The organism is Halobacteriovorax sp. (assembly GCF_048381875.1).
GTDB lineage: Bacteria > Bdellovibrionota > Bacteriovoracia > Bacteriovoracales > Bacteriovoracaceae > Halobacteriovorax_A > Halobacteriovorax_A vibrionivorans.
Genome location: NZ_JBLXBP010000001.1, coordinates 1 through 15,571, shown reverse-complemented (window position 1 = coordinate 15,571; position 15,571 = coordinate 1). Strand labels below are relative to the sequence as shown.

18 protein-coding genes are annotated in these 15,571 nt (G+C 34.7%); 4 read left to right on the top strand and 14 right to left on the bottom strand.

Annotation, left to right across the window (positions count from 1 at the left end; all coding sequences use genetic code 11):
- Positions 1 to 594, top strand: coding sequence for an exonuclease domain-containing protein (locus ACN5L8_RS00090; protein ID WP_334678704.1), 594 nt, complete (start codon positions 1 to 3; stop codon positions 592 to 594).
- On the opposite strand, the gene ACN5L8_RS00085 is transcribed toward ACN5L8_RS00090, so the two are convergent.
- The 8 genes from ACN5L8_RS00085 to rsmI all read right to left on the bottom strand — a co-directional run bounded on the left by ACN5L8_RS00085 (position 571) and on the right by rsmI (position 8,667).
- On the bottom strand, positions 571 to 1,224 hold the full coding sequence (locus ACN5L8_RS00085) for a M23 family metallopeptidase (RefSeq protein WP_115363936.1): 654 nt from the start codon (positions 1,222 to 1,224) through the stop codon (positions 571 to 573). The two genes, ACN5L8_RS00090 and ACN5L8_RS00085, sit on opposite strands and share 24 nt — an antisense overlap.
- Positions 1,225 to 1,285: 61 nt before the next feature.
- The gene (surE, locus tag ACN5L8_RS00080; RefSeq protein WP_115363938.1) at positions 1,286 to 2,044 is read right to left on the bottom strand and encodes a 5'/3'-nucleotidase SurE; all 759 of its coding nucleotides are present in this window, start codon (positions 2,042 to 2,044) and stop codon (positions 1,286 to 1,288) included.
- A 23-nt stretch (positions 2,045 to 2,067) separates the two neighbouring features.
- Entirely contained in the window at positions 2,068 to 2,733 is a 666-nt protein-coding gene (locus ACN5L8_RS00075; RefSeq protein WP_419171937.1) for a hypothetical protein, read from the bottom strand.
- A gap of 10 nt (positions 2,734 to 2,743) precedes the next feature.
- The gene (locus ACN5L8_RS00070; RefSeq protein WP_162929583.1) at positions 2,744 to 3,334 is read right to left on the bottom strand and encodes an aminodeoxychorismate/anthranilate synthase component II; all 591 of its coding nucleotides are present in this window, start codon (positions 3,332 to 3,334) and stop codon (positions 2,744 to 2,746) included.
- Positions 3,331 to 5,718: an LPS-assembly protein LptD gene (locus tag ACN5L8_RS00065; RefSeq protein WP_120404646.1), complete on the bottom strand. Its 2,388-nt coding sequence runs from the start codon at positions 5,716 to 5,718 to the stop codon at positions 3,331 to 3,333. The genes ACN5L8_RS00070 and ACN5L8_RS00065 overlap by 4 nt, the downstream gene beginning before the upstream one ends.
- Complete coding sequence (locus ACN5L8_RS00060; protein ID WP_419171936.1) at positions 5,681 to 6,958, bottom strand: hypothetical protein; 1,278 nt, start codon at positions 6,956 to 6,958, stop codon at positions 5,681 to 5,683. Before ACN5L8_RS00060 ends, ACN5L8_RS00065 begins: the two co-directional genes overlap by 38 nt.
- Positions 6,959 to 7,007: 49 nt before the next feature.
- Positions 7,008 to 7,775 (bottom strand): 3',5'-cyclic-nucleotide phosphodiesterase, encoded by a 768-nt coding sequence (locus ACN5L8_RS00055; RefSeq protein WP_334678709.1) that lies wholly within the window; start codon positions 7,773 to 7,775, stop codon positions 7,008 to 7,010.
- Positions 7,776 to 7,848: 73 nt separating this feature from the next.
- A complete protein-coding gene (gene rsmI, locus ACN5L8_RS00050; RefSeq protein WP_419171935.1) occupies positions 7,849 to 8,667 on the bottom strand; it encodes a 16S rRNA (cytidine(1402)-2'-O)-methyltransferase in 819 nt (272 codons plus the stop codon).
- Positions 8,668 to 8,821: 154 nt separating this feature from the next.
- On the opposite strand from rsmI, the gene ACN5L8_RS00045 reads away from it, so the two are divergent.
- Positions 8,822 to 9,205, top strand: coding sequence for an STAS domain-containing protein (locus ACN5L8_RS00045; protein ID WP_120404642.1), 384 nt, complete (start codon positions 8,822 to 8,824; stop codon positions 9,203 to 9,205).
- Here ACN5L8_RS00045 and ACN5L8_RS00040 read toward each other — a convergent pair.
- The 6 genes from ACN5L8_RS00040 to rimM form a co-directional block, all read right to left on the bottom strand.
- Complete coding sequence (locus ACN5L8_RS00040; RefSeq protein ID WP_115363953.1) at positions 9,196 to 9,666, bottom strand: hypothetical protein; 471 nt, start codon at positions 9,664 to 9,666, stop codon at positions 9,196 to 9,198. The genes ACN5L8_RS00045 and ACN5L8_RS00040 overlap by 10 nt on opposite strands.
- Positions 9,667 to 9,998: 332 nt before the next feature.
- The gene (locus ACN5L8_RS00035) at positions 9,999 to 10,649 is read right to left on the bottom strand and encodes a ribonuclease HII (RefSeq protein WP_419171934.1); all 651 of its coding nucleotides are present in this window, start codon (positions 10,647 to 10,649) and stop codon (positions 9,999 to 10,001) included.
- A 65-nt stretch (positions 10,650 to 10,714) separates the two neighbouring features.
- Positions 10,715 to 11,077: a 50S ribosomal protein L19 gene (gene rplS / locus ACN5L8_RS00030; RefSeq protein WP_115363959.1), complete on the bottom strand. Its 363-nt coding sequence runs from the start codon at positions 11,075 to 11,077 to the stop codon at positions 10,715 to 10,717.
- A 65-nt stretch (positions 11,078 to 11,142) separates the two neighbouring features.
- A complete protein-coding gene (locus ACN5L8_RS00025) occupies positions 11,143 to 11,724 on the bottom strand; it encodes an RNA methyltransferase (protein WP_115363961.1) in 582 nt (193 codons plus the stop codon).
- A 13-nt stretch (positions 11,725 to 11,737) separates the two neighbouring features.
- Complete coding sequence (trmD, locus tag ACN5L8_RS00020; protein ID WP_158536935.1) at positions 11,738 to 12,460, bottom strand: tRNA (guanosine(37)-N1)-methyltransferase TrmD; 723 nt, start codon at positions 12,458 to 12,460, stop codon at positions 11,738 to 11,740.
- Positions 12,460 to 12,987 carry a ribosome maturation factor RimM gene (rimM, locus tag ACN5L8_RS00015; protein WP_412473249.1) on the bottom strand — a complete coding sequence of 176 codons (528 nt, stop codon included), beginning with the start codon at positions 12,985 to 12,987 and terminating at the stop codon, positions 12,460 to 12,462. Before rimM ends, trmD begins: the two co-directional genes overlap by 1 nt.
- Positions 12,988 to 13,110: 123 nt before the next feature.
- On the opposite strand from rimM, the gene ACN5L8_RS00010 reads away from it, so the two are divergent.
- Both ACN5L8_RS00010 and ACN5L8_RS00005 read left to right on the top strand, forming a co-directional pair.
- Complete coding sequence (locus tag ACN5L8_RS00010; protein ID WP_158536936.1) at positions 13,111 to 14,142, top strand: porin; 1,032 nt, start codon at positions 13,111 to 13,113, stop codon at positions 14,140 to 14,142.
- A gap of 83 nt (positions 14,143 to 14,225) precedes the next feature.
- On the top strand, positions 14,226 to 15,242 hold the full coding sequence (locus tag ACN5L8_RS00005; protein ID WP_419171933.1) for a glycosyltransferase family 9 protein: 1,017 nt from the start codon (positions 14,226 to 14,228) through the stop codon (positions 15,240 to 15,242).
- Positions 15,243 to 15,571 lie beyond the last annotated feature (329 nt).

Below are 15,571 nucleotides of genomic sequence, written 5' to 3'. Positions count from 1 at the left end.
ATGCGCTATCTTTCATTTGATATTGAGGCCACTGGTCTTGAGGAAAAAGACTTAATCATCGAATTTGCAATGGTTCCCTTCTGTGCCAAAACAAAGAAAATTAATCACGAATTAGAAAAGCACTTCTATATAAAATGCCCTAGTTTTGAAGAGCTCAAACCAAATTTAAACAAATGGGTTATTGATCATAATAAAGAATTAATTGAAAAGGCACATAGTGATGGTATTACAATTGAGTCTTTTAAAGAAGAACTTTCAAAATACCTTGAATCCGAAGAAGTGAAAGAATACTTTGGAGATAAGAAAATAACTTTATTTGGAAAGTCTATGAGTGCCATTGATCTTCCTTTTCTTAATAGAGATCTAGGATGGGAGTTTATGAGAAAATACTTTGAGCACCGTCAATTAGACCTTTCTTGTATTGCATATGGGCTTATCGACATGGGTTTCATTCCAGCAGAGTGTGAATCAGGTTCAAAGTTAATGAAGTACTTGAAAATGGGCGACGTCGCGCACACGGCCTTAGAAGATGCTGTTAATACGGCCATTATGTACTTTAAGCTACTAGATCTAGTGTCTGTGAAAAAAGCTTAGTGGATCAAAGGCCTTGGAGTCATAACGAACTTCAAAATGTAAGTGATCACCTGTTGATTTACCTGTATTTCCCACAGCAGCAATAACTTGCCCTCGAGAAACCTTTTGGCCTTTTCTAGCATAGTTCTTATGATTATGAGCATAGATCGTAAAAAGTCCTCCTGCGTGTGAAACCACTACGATATTTCCATATCCAGACTTTCTGCCACTATAAACAACAACACCAGAGTCAGCTGAAACAATATATGTTCCTTTTCTTGCAGCAATATCAATTCCTTCATGAGGTCTCCCCCATCTGTGACCAAAGCCTGAGGACACTTTCTTAGAAGATGGAACCGGCCATAAGAATCGTGAAGATGATTTAAGTCTAGAATAATCAATTGAAGAAATACTACGCCCTTCAATTCGATTAATCATGATACCTCGTTTATAAGGTAAGAAAATAGTCTCGCCCTTTTTAAAAGAAGCATTCTTGTTAAACTCTTCAATTTGCCATTGGGGAATATTGAAAATATTTGCTAATTTCTTTGCACTATAATTAGAAGTTAATTTTATATAGCGGCCATTCTTTAAGGTCGAACAACTTAGCACTGTAAGAATAAATAATAAGTAAAAAGAAAGCTTTCTCATCTGTCCTCATTCGTTAAGTTTGAATGAGGACAAGTCGTCTATTTTAGTCTACTTAACTAAATTAGTCGGTAATTTTTGCCGCCCATTCATTGAATACATCGGACGAAAAATTCAAAAGGTTTAGGAAGGAAAAGGAAATATTTCCGTTCATAACTGCATGAATGTCTGAAGTGTGGTGAGGATCGACCTCTGTAGGAGCTCCTCCAATCCAGTAATATTGTCGACCTTTTTGGTCAAGCCTTTCGACAACTTCTTCTGTATATCGGCGCATTTGAGGTCTAGTCCATTTAATATCACCTACTTGCGTATGACATAAATTTGGAACATTGATATTTAATAACGAGCAATCAGGCATTGAAAGTAATTGCTCTTTCTTATTGGTAATAAGATCTTTAATGATATTGGCCGCTGTTTGAAAGTGCTTACTTTCATCCTGCGAGCTCATGACAGTCGAGACAGCAATAGCACTTATGCCTTGAAATACGGCCTGTCTCGCAGCTCCTACTGTACCAGAGTAGTAAATGTCTTGACCAAGGTTTGCACCATGGTTAATTCCAGAAATAACGAGATCTGGCCTATAATCTAATACGGAATTTATCCCCAATAAAACACTATCGGCCGGATAACCTGAACAACTAAATGTATAATCATTGATTTTATCAACCCTGATTGGGTCGTGTAACGTTAGGGCCTGAGACGTTGCTGATCTCTCATGGCTTGGTGCCACGATAACAACATTAGCAATGTCTTTTAGAGTTTCATAAAGGCACTGAATTCCTTCAGCAGCGTATCCATCGTCATTTGAAAGTAAAATATTCATAACTTCTTATTAATTAAATTTTGCTAAATAGCAAGCGTCTTTCTTGCATACTCTATATATTCTGATAACTTAGGAGCATCGATATTACGGTAACAGCGTTCAACTTGTGAATTGATTTCAAACTTTAAATAGTCTGGATCAAGGGACTCGATAACACTCATTGAGATATTTGAATTCCAATTTAACTTAATCCCAAGTTGAAATTTTTCATTCTTTACTCTCATAACCTTAGAATAGAAATTAACAATAAATGAATTCAATAATCCTTTATCGGCCATCGAATGTAAGAACTCATAATTGAGAACGACACTTTGACATAAAGGAGACGAAATCTTCTCATAGACTAAATTATCTTTCTCATCAAATGTAATAGAAAATGCGCGATTAAAGGCTTCTAATATTTTCTTATCATGGTTACTACTTAAACCGAAGTTTAAGCGAACTTTTGGATGATACTTTTCAACTGTATCAATTATAGATTTAATGATGAATTCAGAATCATTTTCAAAGTGTAATTCAACAATATCGTCTTGTTTTAAATCATGTGCATTTAAAAGTTCTTCTAGCACATATCCTTGAATGAAATTGAAGCTTCGAGGCCTAAAGTCAAAACCATAGCAACCCTTTGCCAATGTTTTGGCAACTTGTAAGCTTCTTTTGTCATAGATTCCATCAAGAACAATATTCATCAAGTCAATTCTACACGAAAAAGCGCTCTATTGCTTGAAAGATGCTTTCTGAGCAAGAAGTTCCTACTGATTCAGGATGAAATTGCATCGTAAATATACGTTCATCCTCGTAGGCCATTAATAATTCATTATTATTATCAAATATCAATTTAGTTTGCTTAAGTAATGAGTTTTCACTATTTACTTCGACATATAAAGAATTGTAGCGCTGTAAATTGATATCATTTGTCTCCTCTACAATACCAGACAATAGTCCTAAGTCTTTAGGTTTCACAGTTCTGCCATGAATTGGATACTTACTTCTATTGATTGTGCATTGATAAAGAGAACTTAAAACAAGTTGATGTCCAAGGCAGATTCCTACAATTCGTCTCGCCTTTTTAAGATTAGCTTTTAACTCTAAATTATTTTGTTTAAAGAAATCAATATACTCACTTGGGTGTCCTGGTCCTGGACCTAAAATAATATTTTGATTAACAAGGTCATGTCTTTTGAGATCTCTAAAATTAATGACTTCTATCTCACAAGATTTCCAAAGAGAAAGGTAGGATATAATATTATTTGTAAAACTATCTTCAAAATCAACGAAGATAATTCTCACAGCGTGACCCCAAATACTGAATCAAAATTCTTCGCATTATAATTAATTAGAATTTTTAGTGCGATCGATCGATCAAGCTTTAGTTTATTATTTACATATTCATCTTTTTGACGATATTCAACATCAAAAACCCAACAGTTATTAAGTGGATTATATCGGGAACCAATATATGACTCATACATTCTTTCTAAGTCGATGTCGTAATAATACCCTGTTCTAAAAGAAAATGTATCATTTAGTTCAAAGTCAATATCGGCCGTAAAGTAACGTCGCTCGGAAGCAAAAGAGTCATAATTTAAGCCAATTTTATACTCGAAACGATCCATACTCTGAGATAGTGATAATTGCGTTATATGCTTACTTTCTGTATGGAAGTAATATTCTGATAAGTTGAATTGAAATTTATCAAAATTTAATCCACCCATGATTGCAAGACGAGTTAGCCTCTCACTTGTTGTAAGTTCTTTATTTGTTTCATCTTCTAGAATTAAACCTTGAGAAATATTAAACCAGGCAACTTTCTTATAATCATAATTATCAAGTTGATAATTAAAGTTTTTAAACATCTCATAATTTGCTTTAGGTGTTTTCTTAAGAAAGTTATTATTAAACACAAATTCAATTGTATTTGATTCAGGTAAATCCGTTCTTGTTGAAACATCTTCAAGAGTATTGTTTCGTCCACGAATAATATCTCTTTCATCAAAACGGCCATCATCTTGTAATAATGCAAACTGGTTACCTAAAGCGGCATTACCACGATATTTTTGAGAATTATAATAGAAGTGATTCAAACCAAGCTTTATACTATGCTTATAAGAAGAACGGTATAATTTCCTTACACTAAGCTCTTCCTTTTCTGTACTCGGGATTTTTGCGATTAAGTTTCTTTCATCATCTTCTACAAAAACAGGTTGAATAACTTCTTCCTGAATGAAGGCCCTTCCATATACTTTTTCAATATCAAACCATATCGATGTATTTACGTAATTTCCGTATTTATATCCATTTTGTTTGTCACTTTTTTCTGTTGGCAAGATGTAGTATTGAGCATCTAGTCCAGCTTCAAATTTTAGATTTAGATTAAAAATTGGTTTAAATACAAATTCTAAGGTTGGGTTATAGTCGAATCGTTGAATATTACGGTAGTAGTTATTTTCTTGAACAACATCTTGTTTAAAATAATCAAATTTTAAATTTTGATAGAAATTGATCTTCGAAAGAAGGCCTTTAGAGTTTAAGATATTAAAAGGCTTATGACCTATCCCAAGAGATAAAGTATTTTGTACATAGCTTGAGTCAAATTCTTCAGGGTCACTAAAAATAGAGTTACTCATAAAGCTTGAATAAAGATTAATGAGTACAGAGTCACCCATATAGTCTGTAGAAACAGTCGTACCCTTTTCATTACCCATATAGATATCTTTATCAAAATATTCTTCATAATCACTTTGAATATCTAAGTCCGATAAGTAAGTGGAGTTTGCTAAGAAAGAAATATTATTATTAGGATGGTAGAAATAATTTAATTCATATGCACCACGAATTTCGTCTTCACCACTTGCTTCAATATCTAGTTTTCCAGGCTGCCATATTTTGTCATTTACGGTTCTTGATTCAAATTCAAAGTTAGAAAACTTCCCTAAGTTATTACGATACTCGAGTTCAAGACCATTTCCTCTTCGCCCATAGACAGTAGGAGAAAAAGTCATATCACTATTCTCATTAATGGCCCAAAAGATAGGTTGTCTAAAGAAGAATCCTTCATCAAAGTCTAAACCAATTGTAGGAAATAAAAGACCAGACTCCCTAACCTTTCTAATTGGTAATGCGATATAAGGAATATAAACAATGATTACACCATTGATCTTAATGAATGTGTGCTTCATTGAAATATAATCATCAGGGACAACTGTTACTTCTTGACCTTGAATACTCCAAGATTCAGGGCAATCTTTACAAGTTGTAAATTCAGCTTCCTTGGCAGTGAAGACACCACTATTTTTTCGAACAATTTCTTTCCCACGAAGAACAAAACTCTCATCAACAAGCTTTGCATTCTTGACTTTAAATTCAGCCTTTTTTAATGAATAAGAAATCTCTGTACCATATAGATTAAATTTAGCACCTGTATAACGAACATTTCCCCAGATTTTTCCTAGGCCAGTGCCAAGAGAGATACTCGCCTTTTCTCCATAAACCGTATCTGTACCGAGTTTAATAATAACATTTCCGTGGGCTTCATAAGAGTTGTCACTACTTTTTCGGTAGGCCTTATCTGATAAAATTTGGACTTCATCATTTTCTCCAAATGCTAAAACTTTTGGAGTTGCTGCATGAGAATGACTACTTCCTAATATTAAGATACTTTTGCATATCAGCAATAAAGTAGTAGGAACCAACCACAAGAATGTTGCGTGTTTGAAGTTGGATATTTTGTGGCATATCTGCTGTGCTAGAAGCACTATATTTATTAGATTCAATTTCCTCATTAATACCTAATATTGTATCGAGAAAATTGTGCATTTCATATACTTTTGTTTCACTCTGAAGCTCCTTTTTTATCTGGGCAGAGCTTAGAGCGCGCTCGTGTTGAAATTCTAAAATATTAACTGACTTCACAATACATGGATATGTTTTATAGAGCTTTAGAATACTCTTAATTTGATCTTGTCTTCCACTTGAAAAGCTTATTAGAACATCATATTGAACTTTATTTGTATCGTTTAAACTTTGCAGTAACTTTTGATGACCTAGTAAATTATGGGCACCAAAGAAAGTAAATTCAAACTCTCCAAAATCAATATGATCACCTCTTCCTGGAGTTATAGGCCACTTGAAATCGTCATTGATTTTAGTGATTCCAGTAATATGTGAAAATAGGGCCATGGCCATCTGACGGTTTCGTACTTGAAAATCAGTTTCTGACTCATTGCTAACAGATATACAATCAATAGAGTCTCGATCACACCAATTGCATAGAATATCTTTTAGAAACTTTTGTTCGATATTTTCGAATAATCGTCCACTTATCCTAGTTATTCCATACTTTTCAAATAAAATTTCCTTAAGGGTTGATCCCAGTATTTGGGTGTGGTCTAGCCCAATTGAAGTAATGGCCGCAACTGGTTTTGTAAAAATATTCGTAGCATCAAAACGGCCACCAAGACCAACTTCAAGAATTAGATAGTCAATATCCAGACTTACTACATATTTTATAAATAAGACAAATAAAGCCTCATAAAAAGATAATTGAAGACGAATTATATCCTCTTCATATTTATCAAGAAGTTCAATTAATTCTTCAATAGAAATATTAGAGCTACAATAGCGAAATCTTTCTGTTATTGAATTGACATGAGGAGATGTCCAAAGACAACTTTTAAGTCCTTCACTATTAAGTAAAGCGTTTAAACAATGCGATGTTTCACCTTTACCGTTAGTTCCACCAATAATGATAACCTTGGATTTCTCTTCGATAGCTTTTCGATCTAGGGAAAGATAAGATCGTATATGATCAAGTTTTGGGCGAAAGTTCTCTTTACCACATAAGTTAATAAGCCGAGTAAGAAAAACCTCTTCTTGCTTAGATGATAAATGTCTTTTATCGATTGGACTCTTCACAGTAAAGATATCTCATGAATGAAAATATTTTGACTAGAAAATTATCTCTTTAAAAAGAAAATTCCTTATTATCTGAAGATAGTATATGAATGCGTCCCGATTCATTCACCTCTTCTATCTCTTTTGAAAGCTCATCTAGATAATTAGGTTTTAAATGACCTAAATAAATAGGAACATCTCCAGGCATTTTAGATAATTCTTTCTTAAGCGTTTGTGCTGTATGATGACGACTATCAAGGGCCAACTTTTCAAAACGGTTCGGGAAACTAACTTCACAAAATATGGCCACTACATTATTAAGCTTCTTTGCCGCTGCCCAAATCTTATCAGTTGGGCCAGTGTCTTGAGTGAAGACAATGGCCTTGCCATTTTTTTCAATAATAAAACCTAATGAGCCCGCGAAGTGATTAACTTCGATTGCATGTACTTTATATTCACCAATTTCTCTACTGTCACCAGACTCTATATTATGAAACTTCATCGTTGGACTTTCTTTGCTAGGAAGCTTTGTGAAATCAGGCCAAATTGCATCGTTAAAAAGATGGTTCATGATATTGTCTTCAACTTCTTTACAAGTCCAAATATCAAAAGGCTTATCATTCATGCCAAAACAATTATCTGCAAGAAATGCCAAATCGGAAATATGATCTAAATGAGAATGTGAAATGAGAATATTATCAATTTTTGCCTGATCACTAACACTAACTCCTGTCGCTACAGAACCTGCATCAATAAGTAAATTTCCATCAACTAAATAAGATGTTGCTCGGCATTCAGGAGAAACGCCACCATGTCCACCGATAATTTTCACATTCATTCTAACTCCAATTTATTTAATTTTAACTTGGTTTAGAATTTTTTACTAGTACTAAGACATTGAAAAATGGAAACTATTTACCTGTTAACTCTTGATAAACGTCTTGAGTCTTTCTCCCAAGAGCATTTCCTATTAGTTTGGCGAGATTCTTTGGCGTTTGCTTATCTAAATATGCTTGCGCAAACTTAGCAACTTCCCCACTTGCGGAGAGATTAGAAGAATTAGATTTTGGCCAATCAATAACAATAACAAACTCTCCCTTTGCAGTAACGAGCTCATCACGAAAATCTTGTGCCTTAAAATGTATTGCTTCCTCAAACTTCTTAGTTAATTCACGGCAGATGCAAATATTAGCTTTAGGAAATTCTTGCGATATTTGCTTTAAAGTTGAATGAATACGATGAGGAGATTCAAAAAAGAGTGACGTATTCCCCTGCTCAGATGCGACTTTCAACTTATTTGATATTTCACCTTTTTTACGTGGAAGGAATCCAAAAAAAGTATAAGGATTAGGAGCAAATCCACTAAGTTCAAGAGCAACTGTTACAGCACTAGGGCCAGGTACTGAAGTAACCTCTCCTCCCCTTGCCAATATTTCTTTAACCAGTATATGACCTGGGTCTGAAACGATAGGACTACCAGCATCTGAGACAAGAATAGGAAATTGAGAGTTACTAATTTGCTCAATATAGAAGTCTAGCTTGTCTTGGGAATGATCATTGAAAGAGAGAACTCTTAAACCTGGTCTGTCTATTTCAATCTTATTTAATAGAGAACGAAATACACGTGTATCCTCGGCCAAAACGATATCACAACTCTCAAATGCCTGACGCATTCTCTCAGATACATCGTTTAAATTCCCAATTGGCGTTGATACTAGAGTAAGCTTCACTGAAATAATCCTTCTTTAATTGATATATTCTCTAATAAATTATGTGATTCCATTCATTTATAACTTACATAAGAAATAACTTCCATCTAAAACTAAAAGGCACAATGCGTTACAATGATATTCGATGTAGTTTTATGCTGAAGAAGGAGTTTTAATGACAATGCAAGCAAGAGTACGCACAGATTCAACTGGAAATATTACAGTTCATATAGAAGGTGGTATGGACTATGAAAATATCATTCCACTAAAGCAAGAATTAGCAACAATTACTAGTTCTCACCCTACTTCAACTATCACGCTTGACCTTACGGCCCTTAACTTCGTTGGCTCATCTGGAATTGGAGTATTCGTTGATACAATTAGAAGTCTAAATAAAAGACGTGACCAAGTTAGGCTCTCTAACGTTGCTCCAGAGTTCATAAAAGTTTTTAAACTTTATAATTTTGATGCAATGGAAATTCTAATCAATGAATTTGAAACTGATGAAACAGAGCTATCTAAGTTCTATGGTCAAAAGAAAAGAACTTTTCAAAACTGATAATTTAATAAATTTACATAAAAATCTTGGCCTGGCTTATTTTGCTTAAAACCAATTTCAGCTGGGCCTTTTTGACTGAAGTCTTTAATCTCTATTGATCCCTGATAATTATAACCACCACCTTGATAACTTGAGTCCTGATAAGGACTTCCTTGAGTATCTGGATAGTAATAATTTTCGTTATTAGGTCCTTGATTTTGATACTTGCGATATTCGTGTGATCCAATAATGTAACCACCAAAAATTAAACCAGCATATAGTCCAAGAGAAGCACCAATTGCAATTGAGCGAGATGAACCGCCAAAGGCCATTGCCGCTGTTCCCAATAATGCTCCACCAACTGTTCCATACCCAGCATTCATGGCAATGATCTTAACTTTAGGATCCATTTGTGCACGGGCCTGAAAGCTTGTTGAAATAGTTGAAATAAATAGAGTAATTAAGAATAGTTTTTTAATCATATAAAAATTGTAAAAGAAGGCCTTGCCTGATGCAAGGTAAATGTTCACCAAATCTTAATCAAATAATAGACACAGTGCAAGACATCTCAAAGAAACTTGAAACAAAGTTAGCACTAGAAAACAGCCTTCGCCTTTGCTGTTCAGTAATTTGGCCATTCGATTTTACTTCAAATATTTTTAGGATGAAAGTATCTCGAATTTTATAAATGCCACAAATATCCACTTGCCCACAGCCAACTCGCCTTAGCATTGTAGGACAAATCAATAATGGGATGGCCTCTCTATGAATCTTTGTCGATTTTTTTAATTCTAAATTTAGACCTTTGGATACATTATTCCTGTACAAATTCCTTTACCCCTTTAAATGTTTTGCGATGTATTGGGGTAATACCATATTCTTCGATAGCTTTACGATGAGCAGCTGTAGGATAACCAGCATTTTTTTCAAATCCGTAATAAGGAAATTTTCGAGCTTCCTTTATCATCAGTCGATCGCGGAAAACTTTTGCAATAATGGAGGCAAGCCCTATAAGAACTGACTTACTATCCCCTTTTATTACAGCATGAACATCTTTAACTTTTGTTGACTTAAAAGGAAACTTTCCATCAACTAGAACGACTGAATCTTGTTTTAGAATGTTATGACAGGACTTTTTCATTCCTAGGAGTGATGCTTGAAAAATATTAACTTCATCTATTTTCTTCGGCGTAATCTTTTCGACGCTATATTCAAATAGATCATGAAAGTTTTGTTTCTTGAAAGTTGAGATATTTAACTCTTCTAAAATCCTTTCCATTTTCTTTGAAGAAAGTTTCTTTGAATCTGTAACACCGTATTCTTTTAAAATACTTGCTAAGACTGCAAGATTATCAACTCGTACACCAACAGCACAAGTTACAACGGGCCCAGCAAGAGGACCTCTTCCAACCTCATCGGTTGCAATTATATATTGATGATCTTCGACGAATTCTTTTTCAAACATAGGCTTCACAAATAAAGAGGCCCCTATTTCTAGGGGCCCTTTTATGACTTAAATAGTTTTTTAAATTACTTTCTATCGTAGTCAATTGCGATACGTGCAGATTTACCTGAACGATCTCTTAGGTAGTAAAGTTTAGATCTTCTAGATTTACCTTTTTGAACGATCTCAATCTTTTCTACATTTGGTGAATGAAATGGGAATACCCTTTCAACACCAATTCCAGAAGAAACTTTTCTAACTCTGAAGTGACCAGATAGTTTACCTTCTTCTTTCATTGCAATACATACACCACGGAAAATCTGAATACGAGATTTGTTACCTTCAGTGATTCTTGCGTGAACATCAATTGTGTCCCCAGTTTTAAACTTTGGGAAAGATTCTACATTTGTGTTCTTGTAATTTTCATTTACTACGTCTACTAAATTCATTACGAACTCCTAAAAAACGCTTGAACTTCTCAGAGGACCAACACCGTGTTGTTCTTAAGTAAATTCTATTTCAAAGACTCAGAGGCACTATTCAGTCGATCTAAATAGATTGCGACTGCCGATCGAACAGACAGGTGATTATATCCATCCGCACTTCCACCAAAAATTGGTTCAAGTGCAAAATGGGCCCGTTCGAGTACTTGTGCATGGAGACCCCATCCTGTACCAAATAACAAGAAGATAGGCCTTTTGTCAAGGCGCGCATTATTGATCAGGTCAGTTTCTACACCATTATTTGACTCGAAATTTGCACCTGTAACACAAATTAAAGGCTCAACACCTTCTATCTCCTTAATTTTATTGATTCCTTCCTCCACAGAGTTCACAAGACGAGCAATTGCCAGCGCATCTTGACGATCTGGGTTATAAACTCCAGCATCATCTTCCTCCCAGTGTCCCAGTATTCTTTTTACTAGTTTATGTTGGGCCTCAAGTGGAGTCACAATAAAGTAATTCTTCATACCAAAAGTACGACAGCTTCTAGCAATATCGTGTATATCAAGATTTGTTACTGAAGTTGTAACAATATCCCCTCTTTTATTTTTAATTGGGTGGTGTACTAAACCGAGATAAATATTATCTTTCATCTTTAATATATCCTTAAACTTTATTTCTCATATAGGTCTTATAAAGATCTGGCCTATACTTTTTTGTAAATTCTAATTTCTTATTCTGGTTAAATTCATCAATAAGCTTGTGATTACCTTCAGTCAAAACACTTGGTACTTTCACACCATTAAAGTTTGAAGGCCTTGTATAAACTGGCCCTTCAATAAGTCCATCTTCAAATGAATCACAAATTGCACTTTGATCATTACCTAATGCTTTTGGTAAAAACCTAAGCATTGCATCGGTAATAGTCATAACAGCAAGTTCTCCACCTGATAGAACATAATCACCAAGTGAATAAATTCGTGTTACATATTGCTCAATAAAGCGCTCGTCAATTCCTTCATAGCGGCCACATATAAATACGTATTGCTTTCTATTTTCTTGAAATGAAGACGCTAAATCTTTTGCATTATCATTATTAAAAACTGTACCTCGAGGAGAAGTATAAATAATTTCTAATTCATCTTTAGAGATTTTTTCAGTTTTTAAAATATGTTTTATGGCCTCTTCAAGAACATCTGCTCTTAGAACCATTCCTGGGCCACCACCATAAGGAGAACTATCGACACCTTTAAAGCTTTTAGGAGAGAAGTCACCAAGATAAAGAGTCTCAAACTCGACTTCATTTTCTAAAAACTTTCCAATGACTCCGCTACTTTTGAAAGCATCAAAGAATTGAGGAAATAATGTGATTACCCATATTTTATTCATTACATTAAACGTGGAATTAAGCATTCCACACGATTCTCTTCTAAATTAACAAGTTTAACAAACTGATCAACAAATGGAATATCAACATGCTTTCCATTAATTTTTGTATTTAAAACAATATGTGCACCGTTATCAAAATATTTTACAACTTTTCCAACGACTTGATCTTTTTCAATGTCAAAAACATCTAGGCCAATAATGTCGGCCATATAAAATTCGTCCTCTTCTGTTTCAGGTAATGTACTGCGATCAACATAGATCTCAAAAGGTAACATTTCTTCAGTTACATTTCTGTTATCAACACCTTCAAGATAGGCAAATACTTTATTTCCAAATGAAATCGATTTAACTGTCAATTCTTTTCCAGGCTTAGCAATTGAGCTTCCATTTAGTGGTTTTGCAAAAAATGTAACACCTTTTTGTAAGACACTATTATCTTTATTTTCTAAGTTAAAGACGAAGGCCCCCTTTATTCCATGCGGTCGGGTTGCAGTGCCAAGTAAAATTAAATTTTCTGAATTTTCCATAGGCTGACTTATATCACGCCTTGCAAGGTAAATCACCTATATATTTTTCAAGTATTTAACTTGCCAATTAACTGAACTCTAGTTTTAATATTTGTATTAAAGACAAAATTCATGGAGAGAATTATGAAAAAAATCGTAAGTGCTGCAGCGGTATGTGTTGTAGCTATCCCAACAATGGCAGCGAGTATTGAGATGCCAACTATTTACGGAAAAATTAACAAAGCAGCTATTTACACTGATCAAGATAGCACAGGAAGAACATCATTTTCAGGTTTTGCAGATGTAGACTCTTCTGAAACTCGTCTTGGTGTAAAAGGTAAATGGGATGTTGAAAACATCCAAGGTACTTATGTAATTGAAATGGGCCTAAACTCATCAAAGGACTCTAACGGTACTGATTATAGAATCAGAATGCGTCAAGCGGCCGTAGGCGCAAAAACTTCAATTGGTACATTTAAGGCCGGTCAAACATATACTCCAATGGACTATGTAATGCTAAAGACTGACGTTCTTAGCTCAACAGTAGCTTCAATTACAGGTTCTGATGCAAGTGCTAGAATTGATGGTGCCGTATCAAGACTAGGTATGAGATATCGTACAAGAACAGATATGATGTCATATGAGACACCAAGCCTTGGTGGACTTACTTTTTCTCTTTCAACTGATAGAGATAACGGTATGAATAACGACTCTACTGATGCAGATTATGGTCCAACTCACTACACTGGTCTTGTTAAGTTTGACAGACAAATGGGTAAAGTTGATATGAACCTATTTGCTGGTTATGACACTTGGGCAGAAGATGGTGAAGATAACACTTACACTCTAGCTGGAGCTAAGTTTGGATTTGGAAACTTCCAACTAAATGCTGCTTACAGTATCGAAGAAAATGATGCTGCAACAAAAACTGAAATCAACAGAACTTATGCAGGTGCTCAATACACGATGAATAAGAATGTATTTGCAGTAACTTATCAACTACGTGATGAAAAAGATGCTGGAAATGAGTATACACAAATTGCTGCTCACTACAGATATATGTTCACAAAGAAATTTGATATGAGCTTAACTGTTCTTACTTATGATGTTGATGAAACAGCTGGAACACAAAACGAAGCGACAATGGCCGCTGCCGGTATCCAACTTAAGTTCTAATAATTTAAAAATTATTTAAATAAGTTCTAAGGCCCACAATAGTGGGCCTTTCTTTTTTGTGAAATATTTTCTATAATATCTCAATGAATCAAAGTGAAATTAAATCAATTGCAATCATGCGAACATCGGCCCTTGGAGATATCATTTGGACGCTTCCAATGCTAAATCGTATCCGCAAAGCAATGCCTAATACAAAGATCTATTATATTACAAGTAATACATTTGCACCTTTATTAGAAGGAATTGAGAATGTCGAACTGATTAAGATCGATAAGCCCAAAAAGCTAAAAGATTACTTTAAGCTTCAACGTGTCTTTGAGCCATATCACTTTGATGTTCTCTTATGTGCACAGGCAAATTTTAGGATAAACTTCATCTATCCTTTCATTAAGGCCAAAAAGAAAATAGGTTTTGATAGTAAACGAGGTAGAGATCTACAAAAGTTCTTTATAGACGAGAGTATCCCTTTCAAAAAGGAGCACTCAGTTGAAGCATTTCTCGGCTTCAGTGATCAACTAGGGATTGTTTCTAGTGAAATTGAATTTAACTTACCTATACAAAAAGTAACTGTCGGCAATCTTCCACTTGGAGACTACGTTGTAATTCATCCCAAGGCTTCTTCTCTTCAAAGAACATGGTCCACGAAGAGATATATTGAAGTAACAAATCTAATCAAAGAGAAATATGATATTCCTATCGTTTTAACAGGAATTCCAAGTGATAAGGATATTTGTCATGAAATTGAAAATGAGTCCAACGCTCATATCATAAACCTTTGCGGCAAAACCTCTCTTAATGAACTTAAAAATGTATTTCTTAGTGCTAAACTAGTTATTGCTCCAGATTCTGGACCAGCTCATATGGCAGCAGCTTTAAATACCCCAGTGGTTGGGCTATACACAGCTGTTCCTCCAGAGTACACAGGACCATATGGCCAAATACATAATTGTATCAATGCATACCCAAAAGCTTTAGAGCATTACTTCCATAAAACAATTGAAGATGTCCCATGGCGATTTCGCATCAAAGAAGACGATATGATGGATTTAATTACTGTTAATGAAGTATTTGAAAAGCTTAGTTCTATTCTAAATAAATAATAAGATTAATCGCTCCTGCTTTTTAAAATAAGAGGAAAAGAAGCTTCGATAAATGTTTTCTGGATTGCTTAGTTGGTTCACCTGAAGGCTCTAACTTAACAAGAACCCTCTCTCACTCGCATCCTGCTCGTTCGTACAGGGTTGTACGGTGTCATTTAGCTTCATGCTAAATGACACCTACGAAAAAAAAGCCAGATCACTGAATACGTGAGCATTCAGGACACCTTAAACAAAAAAAGCCAGATCATTGATCTGGCTTTTTATATAGAAGGTGCATCTTCCTAGTCTCACACCAAGTTACCCTGGCACTACCTTTGGCGCTAGCGGGC

Bases quoted from the DNA above. Each gene is read 5' to 3' on its own strand.
- ACN5L8_RS00075 (WP_419171937.1), bottom strand. From the start codon at position 2,733: ATGAATATTGTTCTTGATGGAATCTATGACAAAAGAAGCTTACAAGTT.
- rplS (WP_115363959.1), bottom strand. From the start codon at position 11,077: ATGAATTTAGTAGACGTAGTAAATGAAAATTACAAGAACACAAATGTA.
- ACN5L8_RS00010 (WP_158536936.1), top strand. From the start codon at position 13,111: ATGAAAAAAATCGTAAGTGCTGCAGCGGTATGTGTTGTAGCTATCCCA.
- ACN5L8_RS00035 (WP_419171934.1), bottom strand. From the start codon at position 10,649: ATGTTTGAAAAAGAATTCGTCGAAGATCATCAATATATAATTGCAACC.
- ACN5L8_RS00040 (WP_115363953.1), bottom strand. From the start codon at position 9,666: ATGATTAAAAAACTATTCTTAATTACTCTATTTATTTCAACTATTTCA.
- surE (WP_115363938.1), bottom strand. From the start codon at position 2,044: ATGAATATTTTACTTTCAAATGACGATGGATACGCTGCTGAAGGAATT.
- ACN5L8_RS00005 (WP_419171933.1), top strand. From the start codon at position 14,226: ATGAATCAAAGTGAAATTAAATCAATTGCAATCATGCGAACATCGGCC.
- ACN5L8_RS00025 (WP_115363961.1), bottom strand. From the start codon at position 11,724: ATGAAAGATAATATTTATCTCGGTTTAGTACACCACCCAATTAAAAAT.
- rimM (WP_412473249.1), bottom strand. From the start codon at position 12,987: ATGGAAAATTCAGAAAATTTAATTTTACTTGGCACTGCAACCCGACCG.
- trmD (WP_158536935.1), bottom strand. From the start codon at position 12,460: ATGAATAAAATATGGGTAATCACATTATTTCCTCAATTCTTTGATGCT.
- ACN5L8_RS00085 (WP_115363936.1), bottom strand. From the start codon at position 1,224: ATGAGAAAGCTTTCTTTTTACTTATTATTTATTCTTACAGTGCTAAGT.
- ACN5L8_RS00045 (WP_120404642.1), top strand. From the start codon at position 8,822: ATGACAATGCAAGCAAGAGTACGCACAGATTCAACTGGAAATATTACA.
- ACN5L8_RS00090 (WP_334678704.1), top strand. From the start codon at position 1: ATGCGCTATCTTTCATTTGATATTGAGGCCACTGGTCTTGAGGAAAAA.
- ACN5L8_RS00055 (WP_334678709.1), bottom strand. From the start codon at position 7,775: ATGAATGTGAAAATTATCGGTGGACATGGTGGCGTTTCTCCTGAATGC.